General features: G+C 34.4%; 21 protein-coding genes and 1 pseudogene. 16 read left to right on the top strand and 6 right to left on the bottom strand.

The window, feature by feature from the left end; genetic code table 11:
• Positions 1-100 precede the first annotated feature (100 nt).
• From sirA to DN392_RS14180, 9 genes and pseudogenes are all read left to right on the top strand, one after another.
• The gene (gene sirA / locus DN392_RS14220) at positions 101-541 is read left to right on the top strand and encodes a sporulation inhibitor of replication protein SirA (protein WP_000860645.1); all 441 of its coding nucleotides are present in this window, start codon (positions 101-103) and stop codon (positions 539-541) included.
• A gap of 78 nt (positions 542-619) precedes the next feature.
• Positions 620-841 carry a YneF family protein gene (locus DN392_RS14215; protein ID WP_001123316.1) on the top strand — a complete coding sequence of 74 codons (222 nt, stop codon included), beginning with the start codon at positions 620-622 and terminating at the stop codon, positions 839-841.
• A 124-nt stretch (positions 842-965) separates the two neighbouring features.
• The gene (locus DN392_RS14210) at positions 966-2717 is read left to right on the top strand and encodes an ABC transporter ATP-binding protein (RefSeq protein ID WP_000862360.1); all 1752 of its coding nucleotides are present in this window, start codon (positions 966-968) and stop codon (positions 2715-2717) included.
• Positions 2717-4480 carry an ABC transporter ATP-binding protein gene (locus DN392_RS14205; protein ID WP_000136741.1) on the top strand — a complete coding sequence of 588 codons (1764 nt, stop codon included), beginning with the start codon at positions 2717-2719 and terminating at the stop codon, positions 4478-4480. The genes DN392_RS14210 and DN392_RS14205 overlap by 1 nt, the downstream gene beginning before the upstream one ends.
• Positions 4481-4687: 207 nt before the next feature.
• A pseudogene (locus DN392_RS14200) lies at positions 4688-5664 on the top strand (GH25 family lysozyme).
• Between the two features lie 208 nt (positions 5665-5872).
• Positions 5873-6892 carry a nuclease-related domain-containing protein gene (locus DN392_RS14195; RefSeq protein ID WP_064473176.1) on the top strand — a complete coding sequence of 340 codons (1020 nt, stop codon included), beginning with the start codon at positions 5873-5875 and terminating at the stop codon, positions 6890-6892.
• A gap of 6 nt (positions 6893-6898) precedes the next feature.
• Positions 6899-7465, top strand: a complete 567-nt coding sequence (locus DN392_RS14190; protein ID WP_081252631.1) for a hypothetical protein — start codon at positions 6899-6901, stop codon at positions 7463-7465.
• A gap of 246 nt (positions 7466-7711) precedes the next feature.
• Positions 7712-7858: a BC1881 family protein gene (locus tag DN392_RS14185; RefSeq protein WP_000644411.1), complete on the top strand. Its 147-nt coding sequence runs from the start codon at positions 7712-7714 to the stop codon at positions 7856-7858.
• 98 nt (positions 7859-7956) lie between these two features.
• A complete protein-coding gene (locus DN392_RS14180) occupies positions 7957-8712 on the top strand; it encodes a sulfite exporter TauE/SafE family protein (RefSeq protein WP_088321574.1) in 756 nt (251 codons plus the stop codon).
• Positions 8713-9027: 315 nt separating this feature from the next.
• Here DN392_RS14180 and DN392_RS14175 read toward each other — a convergent pair whose 3' ends face one another.
• On the bottom strand, positions 9028-9228 hold the full coding sequence (locus DN392_RS14175) for a DUF3903 domain-containing protein (protein WP_088321573.1): 201 nt from the start codon (positions 9226-9228) through the stop codon (positions 9028-9030).
• A 143-nt stretch (positions 9229-9371) separates the two neighbouring features.
• Here DN392_RS14175 and DN392_RS14170 point away from each other — a divergent pair, with 143 nt between their 5' ends.
• On the top strand, positions 9372-9785 hold the full coding sequence (locus tag DN392_RS14170) for an NUDIX hydrolase (protein ID WP_000442959.1): 414 nt from the start codon (positions 9372-9374) through the stop codon (positions 9783-9785).
• 12 nt (positions 9786-9797) lie between these two features.
• On the opposite strand, the gene DN392_RS14165 is transcribed toward DN392_RS14170, so the two are convergent.
• Together DN392_RS14165 and DN392_RS14160 are read right to left on the bottom strand one after the other, a co-directional pair.
• A complete protein-coding gene (locus DN392_RS14165; protein WP_000578955.1) occupies positions 9798-10475 on the bottom strand; it encodes an LrgB family protein in 678 nt (225 codons plus the stop codon).
• The gene (locus DN392_RS14160) at positions 10472-10837 is read right to left on the bottom strand and encodes a CidA/LrgA family holin-like protein (RefSeq protein WP_000872362.1); all 366 of its coding nucleotides are present in this window, start codon (positions 10835-10837) and stop codon (positions 10472-10474) included. The genes DN392_RS14165 and DN392_RS14160 overlap by 4 nt, the downstream gene beginning before the upstream one ends.
• 152 nt (positions 10838-10989) lie before the next feature.
• Between DN392_RS14160 and alsR the strand changes: the two genes are divergently transcribed.
• Positions 10990-11895: an acetoin biosynthesis transcriptional regulator AlsR gene (gene alsR, locus DN392_RS14155; RefSeq protein WP_000423221.1), complete on the top strand. Its 906-nt coding sequence runs from the start codon at positions 10990-10992 to the stop codon at positions 11893-11895.
• 56 nt (positions 11896-11951) lie between these two features.
• Here alsR and DN392_RS14150 read toward each other — a convergent pair whose 3' ends face one another.
• Positions 11952-12551 carry a hypothetical protein gene (locus DN392_RS14150; protein ID WP_001220611.1) on the bottom strand — a complete coding sequence of 200 codons (600 nt, stop codon included), beginning with the start codon at positions 12549-12551 and terminating at the stop codon, positions 11952-11954.
• Positions 12552-12725: 174 nt separating this feature from the next.
• Between DN392_RS14150 and DN392_RS14145 the strand changes: the two genes are divergently transcribed.
• The 3 genes from DN392_RS14145 (at position 12726) to DN392_RS14135 (ending at position 15240) form a co-directional block, all read left to right on the top strand.
• Positions 12726-13283: a hypothetical protein gene (locus tag DN392_RS14145; protein WP_000050589.1), complete on the top strand. Its 558-nt coding sequence runs from the start codon at positions 12726-12728 to the stop codon at positions 13281-13283.
• Between the two features lie 108 nt (positions 13284-13391).
• Positions 13392-14303, top strand: a complete 912-nt coding sequence (locus DN392_RS14140; protein ID WP_000180637.1) for an ABC transporter ATP-binding protein — start codon at positions 13392-13394, stop codon at positions 14301-14303.
• Positions 14296-15240: an ABC transporter permease gene (locus tag DN392_RS14135; protein ID WP_000482785.1), complete on the top strand. Its 945-nt coding sequence runs from the start codon at positions 14296-14298 to the stop codon at positions 15238-15240. The genes DN392_RS14140 and DN392_RS14135 overlap by 8 nt, the downstream gene beginning before the upstream one ends.
• Before the next feature lie 38 nt (positions 15241-15278).
• Here the strand turns inward: DN392_RS14135 and DN392_RS14130 are convergent, their stop codons facing one another.
• Positions 15279-16424, bottom strand: a complete 1146-nt coding sequence (locus tag DN392_RS14130; protein WP_000729787.1) for a M20 peptidase aminoacylase family protein — start codon at positions 16422-16424, stop codon at positions 15279-15281.
• Between the two features lie 88 nt (positions 16425-16512).
• Positions 16513-17421: an EamA family transporter gene (locus DN392_RS14125; protein ID WP_000947035.1), complete on the bottom strand. Its 909-nt coding sequence runs from the start codon at positions 17419-17421 to the stop codon at positions 16513-16515.
• Positions 17422-17746: 325 nt separating this feature from the next.
• Here DN392_RS14125 and DN392_RS31195 point away from each other — a divergent pair, with 325 nt between their 5' ends.
• Both DN392_RS31195 and ccdA read left to right on the top strand, forming a co-directional pair.
• Positions 17747-17890, top strand: a complete 144-nt coding sequence (locus DN392_RS31195; protein ID WP_087947101.1) for a peptidase T — start codon at positions 17747-17749, stop codon at positions 17888-17890.
• Between the two features lie 16 nt (positions 17891-17906).
• Complete coding sequence (ccdA, locus tag DN392_RS14115) at positions 17907-18614, top strand: cytochrome c-type biogenesis protein CcdA (protein ID WP_001152685.1); 708 nt, start codon at positions 17907-17909, stop codon at positions 18612-18614.
• Positions 18615-18621 lie beyond the last annotated feature (7 nt).

Below are 18621 nucleotides of genomic sequence, written 5' to 3'. Positions count from 1 at the left end.
TCGACAGAAAAAGTTTTTTATCTCTCCGCAGTCAGACAATCATTGCAAAATTTCTTCTATATAATGAAGGGAAAAGGTTGTCCAGATTGGGAGGCGAAAGATGAAAACGTATGAATTGTATTTAATTCAAGAGGATATTGCGAAAGCTTACTTTGGTCGTGAATATTTGTTTTTTGATTTATTTGCTCGATTTTCAGAATCTGGGTCCCTTTCGGAGAAAAAAGTGTTATATAAACAAATGATGTATATAACGATGCCATTACAAGTAATGAAAATTCACCATAAATTAGAACAAGCTTTGCGCGTTCTTGGTAAATATGATCGAACACATCATACACATACACTTTATACAGGAGCGGAATACGGCGAAATAATGGTGAAACCGCACTACATTCGCATGAATACCTCTGGAAACGTTTCTATGGAAACGACTTTCTTTGAAGTACTAAGGAAGTGTGAATTAACATTTTTAGCAATGGATTATGAAAATACAAAGTACGGATGGCTGAATCCTCTAAAACAAGTACGAACATATGTGTAAAAAATGTCGAATTGTATCTTGTCTTATTGAAAAGGTTTTAGTACACTGTAAGGTAGACAACATGAAGGAGGAAAATATATGCCAATTTGGTTAGGTATTCTAGTGGGCGTAGTAGCACTAGTAGCAGGCGTGGCGTTAGGATTTTTCATTGCCCGCAAATACATGATGAACTACTTAGAAAAAAATCCACCAATTAATGAACAAATGTTAAAAATGATGATGATGCAAATGGGACAAAAACCTTCCCAAAAGAAAATCAATCAAATGATGAGCGCGATGAGCAAGCAACAAACAAAATAAGCGCTAAAGGGCACTCGATAAGAGTGCCCTTTCCTATTGGACTTTTGAAGTGTTTAAAGCTTTTAAAAATTCTGTATTTTTGGTAAACTGAAAACATCGCTCATTTTAAGGGAGGAGGATAAAAATGAAAGTATTTATTAATTTAGCTTGGTTTTTTAAACAAGAAAAACGAGCGTACATAATCGGAATTATTATGTTATTTGGTGTCGCGCTTCTTGAACTTGTAGCCCCGAAAGTACTAGGTATTGTAGTAGATGAAATTAATAATGGAACATTAACATCTGAAAAGTTGTTGAAGTGGGTTATTTTGTTAGTAGTTGTAGGGATTACTATGTACATATTACGTTATTTATGGCGTATTATGATTTTTGGATCTTCGTTAAAACTAGCTCGTCAATTACGGAAGAATTTATACGAACATTTTACGAAGATGAGTCCATCTTTTTATCAATCACGTCGTACGGGTGATTTGATGGCGCATGCGACTAATGATATTCAGGCGATTCAACAAACTGCTGGATCGGGCGTTTTAACATTGGTTGACTCATTAGCAGTTGGGGGATGTGTACTCGTAGCGATGGGTTTTACAATTAGTTGGAAGTTAACATTGTTAAGCTTAATTCCAATGCCGATTGTAGCGATTTCGACAAACTATTATGGAACGTTATTACATAAAAGGTTTCATAAAGCGCAGCAATCGTTTTCGGAAATCAATGATAAAGTGCAAGAGAGTATGAGTGGGATGAAGGTAATTCGATCAATTGGACAAGAGAAAGAAGATTTACAAGCATTCCGAAAAAAGTCAGAAGATGTTGTACATAAAAATATGTTAGTCGCACGTATTGATTCGTTGTTTGATCCGACAATCTCACTTATCGTTGGATTTTCTTTTTTAATTGCAGTATGTTACGGGTCAGTATTAGTTGTGAGAGGGGAATTAACTGTAGGTGATCTCGTTACATTTACAACGTATTTAGGTACCCTCGTTTGGCCAATGTTAGCCTTTGGGTGGTTGTTTAATATTATGGAGCGTGGGCGTGCTTCGTATGACCGTGTAGAAAAAATTCTCTCTCAAAAATCAGATGTAGTAAATAGAGAAGATGCTGTGCATACAATAGCGAGCGGTGATGTTACATTTGCGGTTGATTCATTTTCATATAAGAAAAATGAATTGTTACAGCTAATAGATGTTCACTTTGATTTAAAGAAGGGTGAAACACTAGGAGTTGTCGGACGTACAGGTGCCGGGAAAACGACTTTATTAAAATGTCTAATTCGTGAGTATGACCATTTTAATGGTGAATTAAAAGTTGGGGAGCGGGATATTCGCGATGTAACACTTTACGGTGTCCGTTCTGCCATTTCATACGTGCCGCAAGATCATTTTTTATTTTCGGCGAGTATTGGAGAGAATATTGCCTTCGGAAAGGCGGATGCTACATATAATGAAATTACCCGCGCTGCAGAGATTGCTTGTATTCATGATGATATCCTCCAATTTTCAGAAGGGTATGAAACAATAGTAGGAGAAAGAGGCGTTTCGTTATCTGGAGGCCAAAAACAGAGAATTTCTATTGCACGTGCGTTATTAACGAATGCGGAAATATTAATTTTAGATGATTGTTTATCAGCGGTAGATGCAAAAACAGAAGAAACGATTTTAAATGCATTAAAGAGGGAAAGATCAGGGAAAACAACGATTATTACTGCTCATCGTTTAAGTGCAATTCAACATGCTAATCTTATACTTGTTGTGGATGAAGGTAGAATTGTGCAACGAGGTACACATGAGCAATTAATGGAAGAAAACGGTTGGTATAAAGAGATGTATGAGAGCCAGCAGTTAGAAGCATTAGTTGAGAAAGGAGGCGTATGATGACTGAGAAGAAGCAGAGTGATTTAAGTAGATTGCTTTCTTATATGAAGCCGTATAAAGGGTTGCTATCTTTAGCATTTATCTTTTTAGTTGGTGCAACTGTAACTGAAATGATGGGTCCTTTTTTAATTAAACAATTTCTTGATGAACATTTAGTACCACGTAACTTTGATCAATCAGCACTTGTTACTCTATTTGTAGTGTATCTTATTGCTCACTTATTAAAAGTATTATTTACTTATTTAGACTTATTGTATTTTCAAAATATCGCTTTTAAAATTGTTCAAGATATGCGTGTTGAAGTATATGATCATGTTCAAAAGTTGTCATTAAGTTTCTTTGATCGTACGCCGATTGGTACGCTCGTATCGCGAATAACGAATGATACGGAAGCAATTAAAGATTTTTATGTCAGTGTATTATCCACATTTGTCAAAAATGTAGTCTTTTTAATAGGTATTTTAGTAGCAATGTTTTTATTAAATGTAAAACTAGCTCTATTTTCTCTCGTATTAATTCCGATCATGTTTGCAATTATGGTGCTATATCGCCGGAAAAGTGCAGCTTTTTATTTAGAAGTACGTAATCAATTGAGCGTGTTAAATGCAAAGTTAAATGAGTCTATTCAAGGAATGAATATTGTTCAAGTGTTCAGACAAGAAAAGCGTATGCGAAAAGAGTTTGAAGAAGTGAATAATAAACATTATAGTGCAGGGAGACGGACGTTAAAGTTAGACGCGTTACTTTTACGCCCAGCAACTGATTTAGTTCATATTGTAGCTATTGCGTTAGTACTTGGTTTATTCGGAATTGATGCTTTGAAGAGTCCTGTTGAAGTAGGAGTTCTATATGCGTTTGTTAACTATATACATCGTTTCTTCCAGCCTGTAAACGAGATGATGATGAAATTATCATTTTTCCAACAGGCACTTGTTTCATCATCACGTGTATTTCATTTAATGGATGAAAAAGATTTAGCGCCAGTTCAAAAAGGGGATGGAAATCCTCAAGTTGTTAATGGAGAAATTGAATTTAAAAATGTTACTTTTTCGTATGATGGAAAACGTGATGTTTTAAAAAATGTATCTTTTCACGTGAAACAAGGGCAAACGGTTGCTTTCGTTGGACACACTGGTAGCGGAAAAAGTACCATTATGAATTTGTTAATGCGATTTTATAATATTAAGTCAGGAAAGATTGTAATAGATGGTGTGGATTTAGAGAAATTTGAAGAACGAGAAATTAGAAAGAAAATAGGACTCGTATTGCAAGATGCATTTTTATTTGCGGGAAATGTAAAACAAAATATTCGTATGTACAATGAAGAAATTACGGATGAAGAAGTAAAAGAAGCGGCACAATTTGTGCAAGCCAATACGTTTATTGAAAAATTACCAGAGCAGTATGAAACAGAAGTAGTAGAAAGAGGAGCTGCATTTTCTAGCGGTCAACGCCAATTAATTGCTTTTGCTAGAACGATAGCAACGAATCCCAAAGTATTAGTATTAGATGAAGCAACAGCTAATATTGATACAGAAACTGAAGATGCGATCCAAACAGCATTACAGCAAATGAGAAAAGGGAGAACGACGATAGCCATTGCGCACAGGTTATCTACAATTCAAGATGCGGATCAAATCTTTGTTATGCATGATGGAGAAATAGTAGAAAGAGGTACACATCAAGAATTACTGAGTGAACAAGGATTGTATTATAATATGTATTTACTACAAAATAAAGGAAGTTTACAAAAAGCCTTGTAATTACAAGGCTTTTTTATTTTGTTTATAAAATATGTTTGCTCTCTATGTCTATAGTATAAACGTCGTGACCCTTTAATAAAGTTGTACATATTGTATGTATACGAAATGAAAAAAACTGATAGGAGCTTTTATATGCAAGATAGATCTAGTACAAATATTACGTTTATCGATGTATCTCATTGGGAAGGGAATATTGATTAGAATGCATTGAAAGGATCCGGTATTTCAGCGGCGTATGCAAAAGCGACAGAAGGTGTGAATAATCTTGATCCTACTTTGGTTCAAAATGTACAAGCAGCGCGAAATGCGAATGTATTAATCGGTGCATACCATTTTGCGCATCCAGAACTAAATGATGCAATTTCAGAAGCGAAACATTTTGTGAACATATTACAAAGCAATCAGACAGACTTAATGCCAGTTCTAGATTTAGAATCACCGATAGATCCGAGTAATAGTAATTTAACTGGTACTGCTATATCTAATTGGGCAAGGAGTTTCATAAATTATGTGAAACAGGCTACTGGAAAAGATGTCATGTTATATACAGGAGTTTGGTATATTAATGAGTTTGGAATTAACGGGTTAAGTGATATTCCACTTTGGATTTCTAAATACTCTAGTACGCCGCCTGCTGATGCTGGTGGTTGGACAGAGTGGACAGCATGGCAATACACAGATTCTGGTAAAATTTCAGGTGTAGTAGGAAATTGTGACGTATCAGCAGCGGTTTCATTAGAAGCTTTGCAAGGAAATGGAACAAATGGTGGTGGAAATGTTTCTCCACCTAGTACTGCTACTGCAGTCTACGGCGTTGCTGTAATTAAAGGCGATAATGTAAATTTACGGAGTGGACCATCTTTACAATCTAGTGTAATTCGCCAGCTAAATAGAGGAGAATCGTATGAAGTTTTGAGTGAACAAGATGGTTGGCTTGCTTTAGGTGGAAACGAATGGATATACTATGATCCAAGTTACATTCAGTATAAACATTATGTGGCGACTATTACTGGTGATAATGTGAATCTGCGGGATGCTCCATCATTAAATGGAAATGTTATAAGACAGTTACATCGCGGTGAGGCTTATAGAGTATGGTGTAAGCAAGATGGCTCTGGCTTGGTTTAGGTGGAAATGGCTGGATATACTATGATTCAAGTTATATTCAGTATGGTGTACAATAAAATGCACGTAAAAGGTATCTCGCCTGAGATTCCTTTTATTCTGCTATTTGCGGGCAACCTGAAACAATCAGTGGGGAATGAGAAAAATCGCTTATTAAAGTCTCTCTTCATAAAAATATGTAATTTTTACAAAGTGTATATTGAAAGCATAGTATAATATAATGGATGTTTATAAAAATAAATGAAAATGGAATAAAGGAGTAAAGATATGGATTATGTGCTAATAGGTGTGATTTTATTATTATTAGCTGTAGTATTCGTGCTGTTCTATAAAAATAAACAGCTAGAATCAGAGAGTCAGCAAGTAGAATTTGAAAAGAAACAAGCAATTGAAACGTATGAAACTGAAATTGCAGCTACGGTTACAGAGCATAAAGAACAACAAAATACATTGAAAAATATGGAACAGAAGAAATACAATGATTTACAAATAAGTGCAGCTAGAGAACTTGAAAATATGCGTATGATGAAAAATCAATTAGCTATGCAACATAGTAAAGAACGAAGTGAAATACAAGAAAAACATAGTAACGAAATACACATGTTTCAAAAGTTAATTGCAAATTTGCGAGAGTATACGAAAAATGGAGCTGAAGTGAATACACACGAAACATTACATTATATGAAGCGTGGATTCGTAGAACAAGGCATAATACTAGACAATGAATTTCATATTATGCCGAATGTTTTTATTAAAAGTCAGCACGGAGGAAATGATTTTCGCATTCATCATCTTGTCTTAAGTAAAACGGGTATGTATGTACTTGAGACGAAAGAATGGACAGGGAAATTAATTCATGGCTTAACGAAAGAAAATGCTAGTATATATTCATTTATGATTGATGAAATTGGCAAGTATCAACAAGAAGTAGAGAAAGAAGAGACGTTTGAATATATTACAGGTGAAGATTCATTAACGATACAAGTAAAAAATGAAGGGAATCCAGTATATAGAGCGAAGAAACTATCCCATATTCTATACAATTGTTTGAAAGAAATACAAGTTGATATTGTAAAGGAAAACGTAAAACCGATTGTATATTTTTATAATGAGAGTGGGAAAGAAGTGCTAGATCTGTCTGAAGAAAAAACGCCGAGATTAAAAGATAGAGAGCAAATTGTAATGTTCTTTAGAAATGAGATCTTAACAGGGAAAGTAATATATACAGATCAAGAGTTAGAAAAACTTCGAGAAATCATTAATCGGATGAATTATAAAATGAATTAAAAAGAGGTGGGCTTTCTGCGTGCTATATTAAGGGGTATTTTGTATGTTTATGTTTGTTTGTATATACTAATGTATCTTGCGTTTATTTACATTATCGATATAACTCATACGTTATTAAGTGTAAAGAGTATTTTTGTAGTAATCATGCCATTTGCTTTATTAATCATGATTCAAAAATCTATCTTATATGTTTCTAAAAATCGTAATGAAGAAAAGAAGCAAATGTCGGGAGTATTAATAGTAGCACTCATTCCGTTAATAGTGTGCACTGCGCAATTAAGTATGAATACATACACTTCTAAGTTTAATCAAAATCGGTGGTTACATGCTGAAGAGAAACGGGTACATATGGTAGATGATCTAATGCAAAAATATAAATTAACAGGGAAATCAAATGAAGAAATTACAAAATTATTAGGAGCACCTACTGAAACGAGAAATGGAGAAGAAGGGATTACCACTTCGTACTATCTTGGAAATGAACGTGGCTTTATTTCAATAGATAGTGAACAGCTTGTTTTACAATTTGATAGAAATGGTAGAGTTATGAAATATGAGATACTAAGAGATTAAATAAATTTAGAGAGAAGCTATATGTTATAGCTTCTTTTTTATTTTTCAATATGTTACGGAAGGGAGAGAAGGATTTTGAGTGGAATAAGGAATGAAAGCGGAGGTGATGCATATATATGGATGCATTGGGTTGTTTTTATCGTGCATAAACGAGCAGCCCGATTATAATCAGTGCGGAATGGACCAAATCGCAACTGATTAAAGTTTCACTGTATCATATTGTATAAATGAAAAGGAGGTAAGACGGTGAAAGCAATCCCGACTGATGTCCTGAGTAAAGAATTAATGGAAAGAGAAGGAGTTATATCTATTACAGTAAAAGAATTTGAAAAGATAGAAGTAGCTGGAGTAGTAGTCGCTGGTCCTGCAGTTATTTTGATTAATCAAGATTAAGTACATATTATTGAAATAAAAAGCATCCATCTAGGATGCTTTTTATTTGTATGCAAGGAAGAATATGATGGATAATTGCTTTACTGGAGGGAAAGTCTGTGGCAATTATTATAACGATGTTAGTAATGGGAGTTTTATTAGGATTTGTTGGAGCAGGGGGAGCTGGTTTTATTATCGCAATACTCACTTTAGTATTCCGCATTCCTATTCATGTTGCGCTTGCAACGTCTTTAACTGCTATGGCATTTACGACATTATCTGGGGTTATAAGTCATTATCGTGAAGGAAATGTTGTAGTTACTATAGGCGGGATTGTTGGTGGATGTGGAGCACTTGGTTCTTATATTGGTGCAAAGCTTGGTTCACTTATACCACCGCATCTTCTTCATTGGTTTACAGCTGGGATGTTATTTTTATCTGCAATTTTTATGTTTGTTAAATTAATTAAGTTTCAAAATAGGGAAGAACTACTTTTAACAGAAATTAAAGATTTTTCGAAAGAAAATATAATGAAATGTATATGTCTCGGATTAGTCACTGGAATGATGGCTGGTTCATTTGGGATTGGTTCTGCACCATTTATTCAACTTGGATTAATGGTTCTATTAGGATTAACAATCCAGCAATCTGTAGGAACAACAATGCTTGTCATATTGCCGATTGCGATTGGAGGTGGGCTAGGATATAGTTCAGAAGGCTACCTAGATTATATACTGTTATTGCAAGTATTAATTGGCACGATGTTAGGAGCGTATATCGGGGCGAAGTTTACAAATTATGCACCACGTATGCTTTTGAAGCTTTCAATGATTATGACACCAGTTGTAGCTGGATGTATGTTATTGATGGAATGAAAATAATATAGCAAACTAATATGTTTTACGAATGAATTATGTAAGTAATTCATATTTCCCATATAAAAGGATTTGCTTTAATATAATGAGTGTAAAGTTCGAGTATTCGAAGTACTACTTGAATTATATCCCTATCCCTTTTCTAAAAATGCGAACAAGTTTTGCCCTATTCTATTCAATAATTAATTGCATAGAAATATATTGTTCGATGACCATTATGGAACGTACATAATGGGAAAATCCCGATCCTTAAAGAGGATGCCCCTAATCTTCATGTGAAAATATGATCGGATAAGAAAGCTGACCAATTTATGGTTAGCTTTCTTTTTGTTCAAAAACTATTTCTTCTTTAATTTCTGTTTGCAATAATAAAGCTTTTCCGAAACGACGTTTACATTCCGCACGCAATTTTTCAATGGCTAGTAGCTGAGTAGTGGCGGGAACTGTTACGATAGCTTGGCGTGGTTTTCGATTTTCTTCACAAAAGACACATTCCACAACATATTTAGAAATCATATTTTCATCCTTCCGTTTTTAATTTCTAAGAAGGGATTGTCTATGAAGTTAATGTGACTTTTCGTCATTAGTTTACTTTTTTCCTCTTTTTTCAAGGAGAAAATGATAAAGAAGGTGAATTTTTGTAGGGGGGAGGAATGTATATGGAAAGATGGATAGGTTGTGCAGCAGTATGTATAAATGAAAAAAATGAAGTTTTAATGGTGTTGCAAGGGCAAAAGGGTGAAGAAAAAAGGTGGTCTGTTCCAAGTGGAGGGCTTGAAAAGGGAGAGACACTAGAAGAATGTTGTATTCGAGAAGTTTGGGAAGAAACAGGTTACAATGTGGAAGTTGTAAATAAAATATACGAAAAAGAGGGTATTACATACGGGGTTCCTGTATACGTTCATTATTATGTCGTTAAAAAAATAGGCGGTAGTATGAAAATCCAAGATCCTGATGAGTTAATACATGAAATTGCTTGGAAGAGGATAGATGAAATGAAGGAATTAACGCTATCTTTCCCGGAGGATTATGAGGTTTTAAATAAATATATAAATAAAAAAGCGAGTGTTTAAACACTTGCTTTTTCAATGTATCCACGACAAGAAAAGCGGAACGATAACTAAACTAGCTCCTGCTGTTAAAAGCATAGATAAACTTGCAATGGTTCCTTCTACAGGGCCGATTTCGAATGCTTTTGATGTACCGGTTCCATTTGCGCTAGTGCCTAACATAATGCCTTTTGCGAGCGCTGTTTTAATACGGCATATACGTATGAGAGCAGGTCCGAGCAATGCTCCTGTTAACGCAGTTAAAACAACAAATACAGCTGTTAATTGTGACATACCACCGATCATTTCTGAAATGGCCATTGCAATTGGTGTCGTTACAATATGAGGCGCTAAACTATGTTCTAACGATGAATCAATTTGAAAATAATTAGCTAGTAGTGCTGAAGTAATAACTGATAAAAATGAACCGACAATGACATTAAGTAAAATAGCTATTCCATGTTTCTTGAGTAAATCAAAGTATTTATAGATTGGCCATGCGAAAGCAACTGTTGCAGGCTTTAATAATTCTGTTAACCATTGACCACCTGTTTCATATGTTTCATAAGGTGTGTCTAGTCCGAGTAATAAAGCAATTAAAATAATAGGGCAGACGAGAAGAGGAGAAAGTAAGCTCCAATTCCAGCGTTGATACATTTTCTTCGATATCCAATATGTGAATAGTGTTAATAGTAAACAAAGAAAGCCGATCATTGTGTTGATCCTTTCCGCTTTAGTAGCAATTCTGTTAGGAGTCCTGTAGCGAGAGTGACACAAAGTGTACTAATCATAATAATTAAAATGAGATCGATTCCATATTGTGATAGTGTATCTTTGTAGCGTATGACAGCGACTGCAGAAGGAATGAAAAATAAAATAAGTTCTTTTAATAAAAAGTCTGCTCCGTCCTGTATCCACTCTTTTTTCACTAGGTTAAATTTTAATGAAATTAACAATAAAAAAATACCGATTATACTTCCTGGAACTGGGAGGTGTGCCTGTTTTGCAATCCATTCACCTGTCCAAGCGAAACAAAATAATAATAAAATTTGTCCGCTTAATTTCCACCATTTCATACAGTACCCACCTCTTTCTTTTTTTACATAAAAATTGTAAAAAAGAATTAACAATTTCTACTATACGTTCATTCGAAAAATTTGTCTAATATATAAATTATATGTTATTAATATATTAGATGTATTAATTGAAAGTGAAAAGGGTGTCCAAAATGGAATTACGGCATTTGCAATATTTTGTTGTAGTGGCAGAGGAGTTACACTTTGGACGAGCAGCTGCTCGTTTACAAATGACACAACCACCGCTTAGTCAACAAATTCAGCAATTAGAAAAAGAAATGGGAGTTATGTTATTTTCAAGAACGAAGAGAAAAGTTGAATTAACAGAAGCTGGAGAAATGTTTTTAAAAGAAGTAAAAAAAGCGTTCGAACAAATTGATAAAGCAGTAGAAGTTGCACAAAGTGCCCAAAGGGGAGAAGTGGGCTCACTTTCAATTGGTTTTGTAGGTGCGGCGATATATGATATTTTACCATCTATCGTAAGGGAGTATAGAAAGAAATTTCCGAGAGTGTCTGTTGCATTACATGAACTGTCAACACCGGATCAGGTGCATGCACTTCACGATAACCGTATTGATATTGGCTTTTTGCGTCCGCCAATTCCAACGCAATTACTAGAGTTAGAACCAATTCAAAAACTTTCTTGTACGTTATGTTTACCGAAGGCACATCCACTTGCTGAAAAGGATGAAATACATATTGAAGATTTAAGAGACGAACCGTTCGTATTTATTACGAGACCGGTATGGCCAGCGTTATACGATACAATTTTATCACTTTGCCGCGACGTAGGATTTAGTCCACACATTGTACAAGAAGCAACGGAATATCAAACAGTTATGGGACTTGTAGCGGCAGGAATCGGAATTACGGTAATACCTGTATCGGCGAATAAATTGTATAAAACCGAAGTCGTATATAAAGAGTTATGTGATTCGAATTTTGTTGCAGAAATGTCAGTAGCGTACAAAAAAATGAATACTAATCCAGAACTTTTAGAGTTTTTGAAAATTGCAAGAGAGAAGAAAAGAATAGAAGTTGAGGATGAGATTAATTAATTTGTTAAAAAGTACACCTCGTTAAACACTAAAGCGGAAATGCATGCATTTCCGCTTTAGTGTTCTTTTTTTAGTTCTATACTAAAGAGATAAACATGTTCGTTTTCTTGTAATAGTTGGTCAATAGCAGTTTTTTCCTCAAGCATTGGAATTCTTACGGTTTCTTTATTCGTTTTTATTATAGCTGCTAAAGTCGTCTTTTGATTGTATGTTAAGTTTATAGCAGATTGAAGAGTAGTAGAGGTAGAGCTATTTATGATTGGAGGTGCTTCTTCAGGAGCGAGCATGGAACTACCTTCAATATTAACATACCAATGTTTTTGCACTTGTACATCTTTATCGAGTTGGGATTGAGGTGGTAAAAAAGAAAGCTTTACTTTCTTTTTTTGAAAATGGGAGGTAGCTATATTCGCAATTACGTTTGTTTTTTTACCATTTTGATAATAATCAATTGTAGCATGTATTTCATCTTTTTTATTTTTTAGGGTAACGTTATAAAACATGCTGTCTCCTTCTTGAAAAGGAGTCATTTGTAAAATAGAAGATTGCTCTTCTGTTAATTTGTATGGCTCAACAATGGCGATCTCATTGTTTTTAAGTGAGCTACAACTTGTGAGAAATAATAAAAATAAGATTGATAGTAATTTTATGCGCATGCAACCCCCTCCTTTTTACAAATATATTCTTAATATGATTTATTTTCTATTTTATTTTCTAGGACTAAAGACTTAGAACAAATTCAGATTGTAGTGCGATGTTTAAAATGTCATATTTTTATACACTAGTAGTATAGAATGAGTATGGTATGAAGTAAGGTAGGGGAAGAACATATGTCTTTATGTCAGTTAGTGAGAAAAAATATAAGAACATTTGCTGCCAAAAGGATGAAGCAATTCATGTGGGTTGCTATGAGTACTATGATTTTATTTTTTATGATATCGCTCCAATTTAATGAAGGAGCGATTGGGAAATTAGAGACTACACTTTTATTTCAAATGAGCTTTTACATGCTGTTTATTGTATTCATTTTTATTTGTATTTTTACTACATATAAAATAACGTTTTCTCTTCTGCAAGTGAGGAAAGAGGAAATTAAATCTTATGTAGCAGAGAGTAGGAAGAGAAATGACGTACTATGTTTATTATGTCAGGAGCAATTATTTATTTATGGGGCAGCGTTTGTTTTTGGATTAGTGAATGGGATGTTATTTTTGAAATTATTTACGATTATCTTTATGAAAATAGCAGGAATACAAGGGATAAATAGTGCACCGATTACAGTATATGCAATAGTAGTTGTTAGTATAATTATGATTGTGATCGTCCTATTATCGATGATGCAATGTTTTCGATTTGTTCAAAGTTTACAAGATGAAAATTCGTTTTAATTCAAGGAAAAGGCATGAGAAATCATGCCTTTTCTTATTTTACACATAAAAATAATCATGTTACAGTGTAAAGACCTGACAAAGAATGGGAAGGAAAGGTTGTATAGTATGACAAATGAACAATCAATTGTAAAGGTTGAGCGGTTAACGAAGCGAATCGGTTCAAAGACACTTGTAGAAAATATTAGTTTCGAAGTTAAAAAGGGTGAAGTAGTTGGCTTGCTCGGACCAAATGGTGCTGGAAAAACGACTTTAATGAGAATGATGGTCGGCATGATTCGTATGACAGAGGGTGAAGTTTGGATTGACGGTCAATCTGTAAAACAGCAATTTGAAAGTACTGCTGCGAAAATTGGAGCAGTAATTGAGACACCGGAATTTTATCCTTTTTTGAGCGGCTATGAAAATTTAACATATTTCGGACGAATGAATGGTAACGTGACGGAAGAACGTATCGATGAAGTAGTGAAATTGTTAGGGATGGGACAAGTAATTGACCGAAAAGTAAAAGCATATTCACTCGGCATGAGACAACGTTTAGGAATTGCTCAAGCGCTTATTCACGATCCAGATGTATTGATATTAGATGAACCAACGAATGGATTAGATCCTAGTGGAATACATGAAATGAGAATGTACATAAAGAAAATTGCACATGAACAAGGAAAAGCGGTACTTGTATCTAGTCACTTACTTTCAGAAGTTGAATTAATGTGTGATAGAGTTATCATTATTCAGCATGGAGAATATGTGGCGACGCAAAATATTCAGCATAATCAAAGAGAAGAGATGGAGACAATCCGTATACGTGTAGATGATGCGAATAAAGCAGCAGAAATGTTAGACCAAGATGTTTTAATAAAAGGTAATGATCTACTTATTCATGTAAAAGATGAAGAAATCCCAAATGTTATTCGTATATTGCTTGAGAAAAATATTCAAGTGTATCGTGTATATGAAGAAAGAAAAACGTTAGAAGAGCAATTTTTAGAATTAACAGGGGGAAAAGATATTGTTTAATTTAGTGTATAACGAACTGTATAAAATATTTAAGCGAAAGCGAACGATTATTCCCTTTGCAGTTATTGCAGTATTAATAATTGGATTAGGGTGGGTTACGGTAAAGTATTTAGAACCGGAAACAAAAGGATGGAAAGCCGATTATACAGAACGAACTGTAGAAATAGAGAAAAAGCTAGGTATGAAAAAAGAATCTATATTAGCAGAACGATCTGGGGACGAGCTTGTAAAGGAATATCAGCTTAAGATGAAGCATTTAGATACAGATACAGCACCGGCAAGCAGTTCTCCGCTTTCTTTCATGAGAGATACAGGTTTTATCGTATTTCCAATATTGCTCCCATTTATCCTCGTGTATGCAAGTACAATTTTTGCGAATGAATATAGCTGGGGAACATATAAATTTTTAACGATACGACCAGCGAGTCGATTTAAAATTTTGACAGCTAAATTTTTAGCAATTGTGATATTTGCAGCGTTATTGTTTATATTTAATATGATTTTCTCCACTTTATGTGGACTTGTTATTTATAAATTCCAACAGCCTGCATGGAGCGAGCTTATTTTCCAAGATGGAAATATTATAAAACAAAATATTTTTGTGGAAGCTAGTAAGTATTATATTTTATCGTGGTTGCCGACGATTGTGTACGCAGCGTTTGCATTTATGATTTCTGTATTAACAAGATCTAGTGGAGGCGCGATTGGTATTTCACTATTTCTTGCTTTATCAGGAAACATTGCATTATTAGCAGCGACTAGATATGATTGGGCGAAATATTTATTGCCAGCAAACACAGATTTATACAGTATTTCAAAGAATGGAAGTTTTATTGATGGAGTAACATTCCCGTTTGCTTCATGTATGTTATTACTATATTTATTTGTATTTTTAAGCATTTCCTATATAGTATTTTTAAAACGTGATTTAACATAAAAAAAGGAGCCGTTAAGTATTTCTAACGGCTCCTTTTTTTATGCAAATTGTTTAAGTGCTTTTTCAGCTAACAAAGCGAAGTATTCTGCACTGATAGGTAATGCTTGCTCATCTACTGTAAAAGCTGGATGATGCCATTCATGTGTACCACTCGTTCCCATAAAAACGAATGAACCAGGTATTTCTTGTTGATAAAAAGAAAAATCTTCTCCGGCCATTGACGGGGTAGGAGAGATGATATTTAAATTCATTTTTTCAGCAACTTGAGAGGATAAGTTTGTTAAAGATGTATCGTTATGAACAGCAGGAGGACCTGCATAAAAACGAAATTCTGTTTTTACACCTAATGCATCAGAAACCCCTTGAATAATACGTTTCATTAGTGCGGGAATCTTTTCACGTGTTTCAGTTTGGAATGTACGTACAGTTCCTTCCAGCGTTGCTTTTTCAGGAATTACGTTCCACGTATTTCCTGAATGGATGTTTGTGACACTGACGACGGCATTATGTGAAGAGCTTATATTTCGGCTTACAATTGTTTGGAGCGCCATCACGATTTGAGAGGACGCGACAATAGGGTCTACCCCAGCATCTGGTACAGCTGCATGTGTACCAACTCCGTGAATTTCAATTTCAAATCGATCGACCCCGGCCATCAGTGGACCATCTTTAATACCGATTGTACCTACTGGTAAATCGGGTTTATTATGCATACCGAAAATAGCTTGCACGCCATGTAAATGCCCGGCTTCAATTACTTTGCAAGCACCATTGCTACTTTCTTCAGCTGGCTGGAATATAAAGCGTACAGTTCCACCAAGAGAAGATTCTTTTTCTTTTAATAAATAAGCGGCACCTATAATAGCAGCTGTATGAAAATCATGCCCACAAGCATGCATTTTACCGGGAATTTTTGAAGCATACGGTAAATTTGTTTCTTCTTGAATAGGAAGGGCATCAATATCAGCGCGGAGTGCTATAATTGGTCCGCTATTATTCCCTGAAATTTCAGCAATAACGCCTGTTTCTAAACTAGAATTTATAATCGTAATGTTTTTCTTTTCTAACCAATTTTTTATAGTCTTCGTCGTTTCAAATTCTTCGTATGATAATTCTGGATGCTCATGTAAATTTCGACGAATAGAAATTAGCATCTCAGTTAATTGCTCTAGATTTGCTGCCACGTATAATGCCTTCTTTCTTAATTAATGTATTTACATTAATTATACAATAAGAAAAGAGAGGATTCTCAAATGAAAATCCTCTCTTGTTTTATGCTGCCAATTTTTTGTGTGTATGATGTTTACGATAACGTCCACGCATTGCATAGGCAATTTGCGGGATTGCAATACCGATTAAAATAAGTGATACACCGATCCATTGTGAAGATAGCACCGCTTCTTTTAAAACGAATACAGACATAATTGTTGTAACCGGTAGTTCTGCTGCACCAAGAATAGTCGCTAAGCCAGAACCGATCTTTGGAATACCGATTGTAAAGGCGATAGAAGGAATAACGATACTAAATGTTCCTAATCCTAAACCGTATTTCCAAAGTCCTTCAGAAATTGCACCGCTAAAAATAAATGTTGGTGGGAATACGATCATTACTAAAGTTAAAGCGCCAGTCATTAAGAGAACACCGCGCGGTAATGAAGGCACTTCAACAGCAACTTTTCCGCTCACGAAAATGTATGTTGCGAATGTAACAGCAGATAATAAACCTAGTATGATTCCAGTCATATCGAAATCACCTGCTGATTTCTCTAGTAAACCACTTGATAAAAATGTACCTGCAAGTAAGAAAATAACGGAAATAACCTTTTCTCTTGAAGGTAATGTTTTTGTTGTGACTGCTTCAATAATAATTCCGACCCAAACGAATTGGAATAAAAGTATAATTGCAATAGATGCTGGTACAGTTTTTAATGAAGCATAATAAAAAATTCCAGTAAAACTTGCAGATGTACCTGCCACGAATAAAATTAACGCTTGTTTTAATGGAACACGATGTCTAGAAAATAGAAGAGTAATAGCAAGCAAAATAATCCAACCGAACAAATATTGGCTGCCAATTACCTCTCCAAGTGAAAATCCTTCTGCATAGGCAAGTTTAACGAAAATAGCTAAAATCCCATAACTACACGCTCCTAATAAAACTAAAAGAGAATAACGAAGCATGAAAAATTCCTCCCATCTATATGAAATTGTTCCTAACGGACATATATAACTAGAGGGAAGTATACAAAATTAAAAATAAAGGGTCAAATAAAAGAAAAGTGTGACATTTTATAGAATAATAATAAAAGTATGATATTTATGCATAATCTTGAAATTAGTAATAATAAAAGTATTGTAAAATCAGCTTCGTATTGTATAAAGACAGCATTTGAAAAAAATATTTTTTAGGGAGATAGAAGGGTAGTCCATTATAGTGTGCTAATCATTTGAGAAACTATATTACCTTTGTTATGTTAATAACAATTAGAGAAGTTTCATAGTCCAATTGATATTGTTCTATATAATAGAAGGGAATAAAAACGTTTTATTAGAAACTGTTTGTAAGGGTAGTTTTTCTTATTATCACGTTGTTAAAGTGAGTTCACGAATTGTTCATAGTATTTTTATGTGTTTTTGCTACAATATGTAAGGAGAGGAGTGGAATCATGCAAGATATTAGTATTTTTTTAGCGTTTGGCGCTGGATTTTTATCATTTATTTCCCCATGTTGCTTACCGCTTTATCCGGCATTTTTATCGTACATAACAGGTATGTCGGTTTCTGAGTTGAAAGAAGAAAATGCAATGCTTCGCAAAAGAAGTATGATACATACAGCGTTTTTCTTACTTGGATTTTCAATTATATTTATTGCAATTGGATTTGGTACAAGTTTTATTGGAGGCATCTTTACAAATTATAAAGATTTAATTAGACAGTTAGGTGGTATATTTATCATCGTGTTCGGTCTTATTATTGTCGGTGTGTTTAAGCCAAAGTTTTTAATGCAAGACCGTAAATTTACGTTTAAAAATCGTCCGAGTGGCTATTTGGGATCCGTTCTAATTGGGTTGGCCTTTGCTGCAGGGTGGACGCCTTGTACTGGACCTATTTTAGTGTCTGTCATTGGATTAGCAGCAACAAATCCAGAATCAGCAATGATTTATATGATAGCATACATACTTGGGTTTGCTATCCCATTTTTCGTACTATCATTCTTTATTACGAAAATGTCTTGGATTAAAAGAAATAGTATGAAATTCATGAAGATTGGAGGATACGTTATGATTGTCATGGGTATCTTCCTATATTTCAACTGGATGACGAAAATTATCGTATATTTCTCAAGTTTATTTGGTGGTTTTACCGGTTTTTAGTATTATT

It is taken from the genome of Bacillus sp. BB51/4 (assembly GCF_008368845.1).
In the GTDB taxonomy this organism is placed as follows: domain Bacteria; phylum Bacillota; class Bacilli; order Bacillales; family Bacillaceae_G; genus Bacillus_A; species Bacillus_A wiedmannii.
The sequence above is the reverse complement of the archived record's forward strand: the minus strand, read 5'-3'. Positions and strand labels throughout refer to the sequence as shown.

Excerpts from the sequence above, each read along its gene's own strand:
- ccdA (WP_001152685.1), top strand. The coding sequence starts at position 17,907 with ATGCAAGATATTAGTATTTTTTTAGCGTTTGGCGCTGGATTTTTATCA.
- DN392_RS14210 (WP_000862360.1), top strand. The coding sequence starts at position 966 with ATGAAAGTATTTATTAATTTAGCTTGGTTTTTTAAACAAGAAAAACGA.
- DN392_RS14145 (WP_000050589.1), top strand. The coding sequence starts at position 12,726 with ATGTCTTTATGTCAGTTAGTGAGAAAAAATATAAGAACATTTGCTGCC.
- DN392_RS14140 (WP_000180637.1), top strand. The coding sequence starts at position 13,392 with ATGACAAATGAACAATCAATTGTAAAGGTTGAGCGGTTAACGAAGCGA.
- DN392_RS14195 (WP_064473176.1), top strand. The coding sequence starts at position 5,873 with ATGGATTATGTGCTAATAGGTGTGATTTTATTATTATTAGCTGTAGTA.
- alsR (WP_000423221.1), top strand. The coding sequence starts at position 10,990 with ATGGAATTACGGCATTTGCAATATTTTGTTGTAGTGGCAGAGGAGTTA.
- DN392_RS14165 (WP_000578955.1), bottom strand. The coding sequence starts at position 10,475 with ATGATCGGCTTTCTTTGTTTACTATTAACACTATTCACATATTGGATA.
- DN392_RS14175 (WP_088321573.1), bottom strand. The coding sequence starts at position 9,228 with ATGATTTCTAAATATGTTGTGGAATGTGTCTTTTGTGAAGAAAATCGA.
- DN392_RS14150 (WP_001220611.1), bottom strand. The coding sequence starts at position 12,551 with ATGCGCATAAAATTACTATCAATCTTATTTTTATTATTTCTCACAAGT.
- DN392_RS14170 (WP_000442959.1), top strand. The coding sequence starts at position 9,372 with ATGGAAAGATGGATAGGTTGTGCAGCAGTATGTATAAATGAAAAAAAT.
- DN392_RS14160 (WP_000872362.1), bottom strand. The coding sequence starts at position 10,837 with ATGAAATGGTGGAAATTAAGCGGACAAATTTTATTATTATTTTGTTTC.
- DN392_RS14215 (WP_001123316.1), top strand. The coding sequence starts at position 620 with ATGCCAATTTGGTTAGGTATTCTAGTGGGCGTAGTAGCACTAGTAGCA.
- DN392_RS14205 (WP_000136741.1), top strand. The coding sequence starts at position 2,717 with ATGACTGAGAAGAAGCAGAGTGATTTAAGTAGATTGCTTTCTTATATG.
- DN392_RS14125 (WP_000947035.1), bottom strand. The coding sequence starts at position 17,421 with ATGCTTCGTTATTCTCTTTTAGTTTTATTAGGAGCGTGTAGTTATGGG.
- sirA (WP_000860645.1), top strand. The coding sequence starts at position 101 with ATGAAAACGTATGAATTGTATTTAATTCAAGAGGATATTGCGAAAGCT.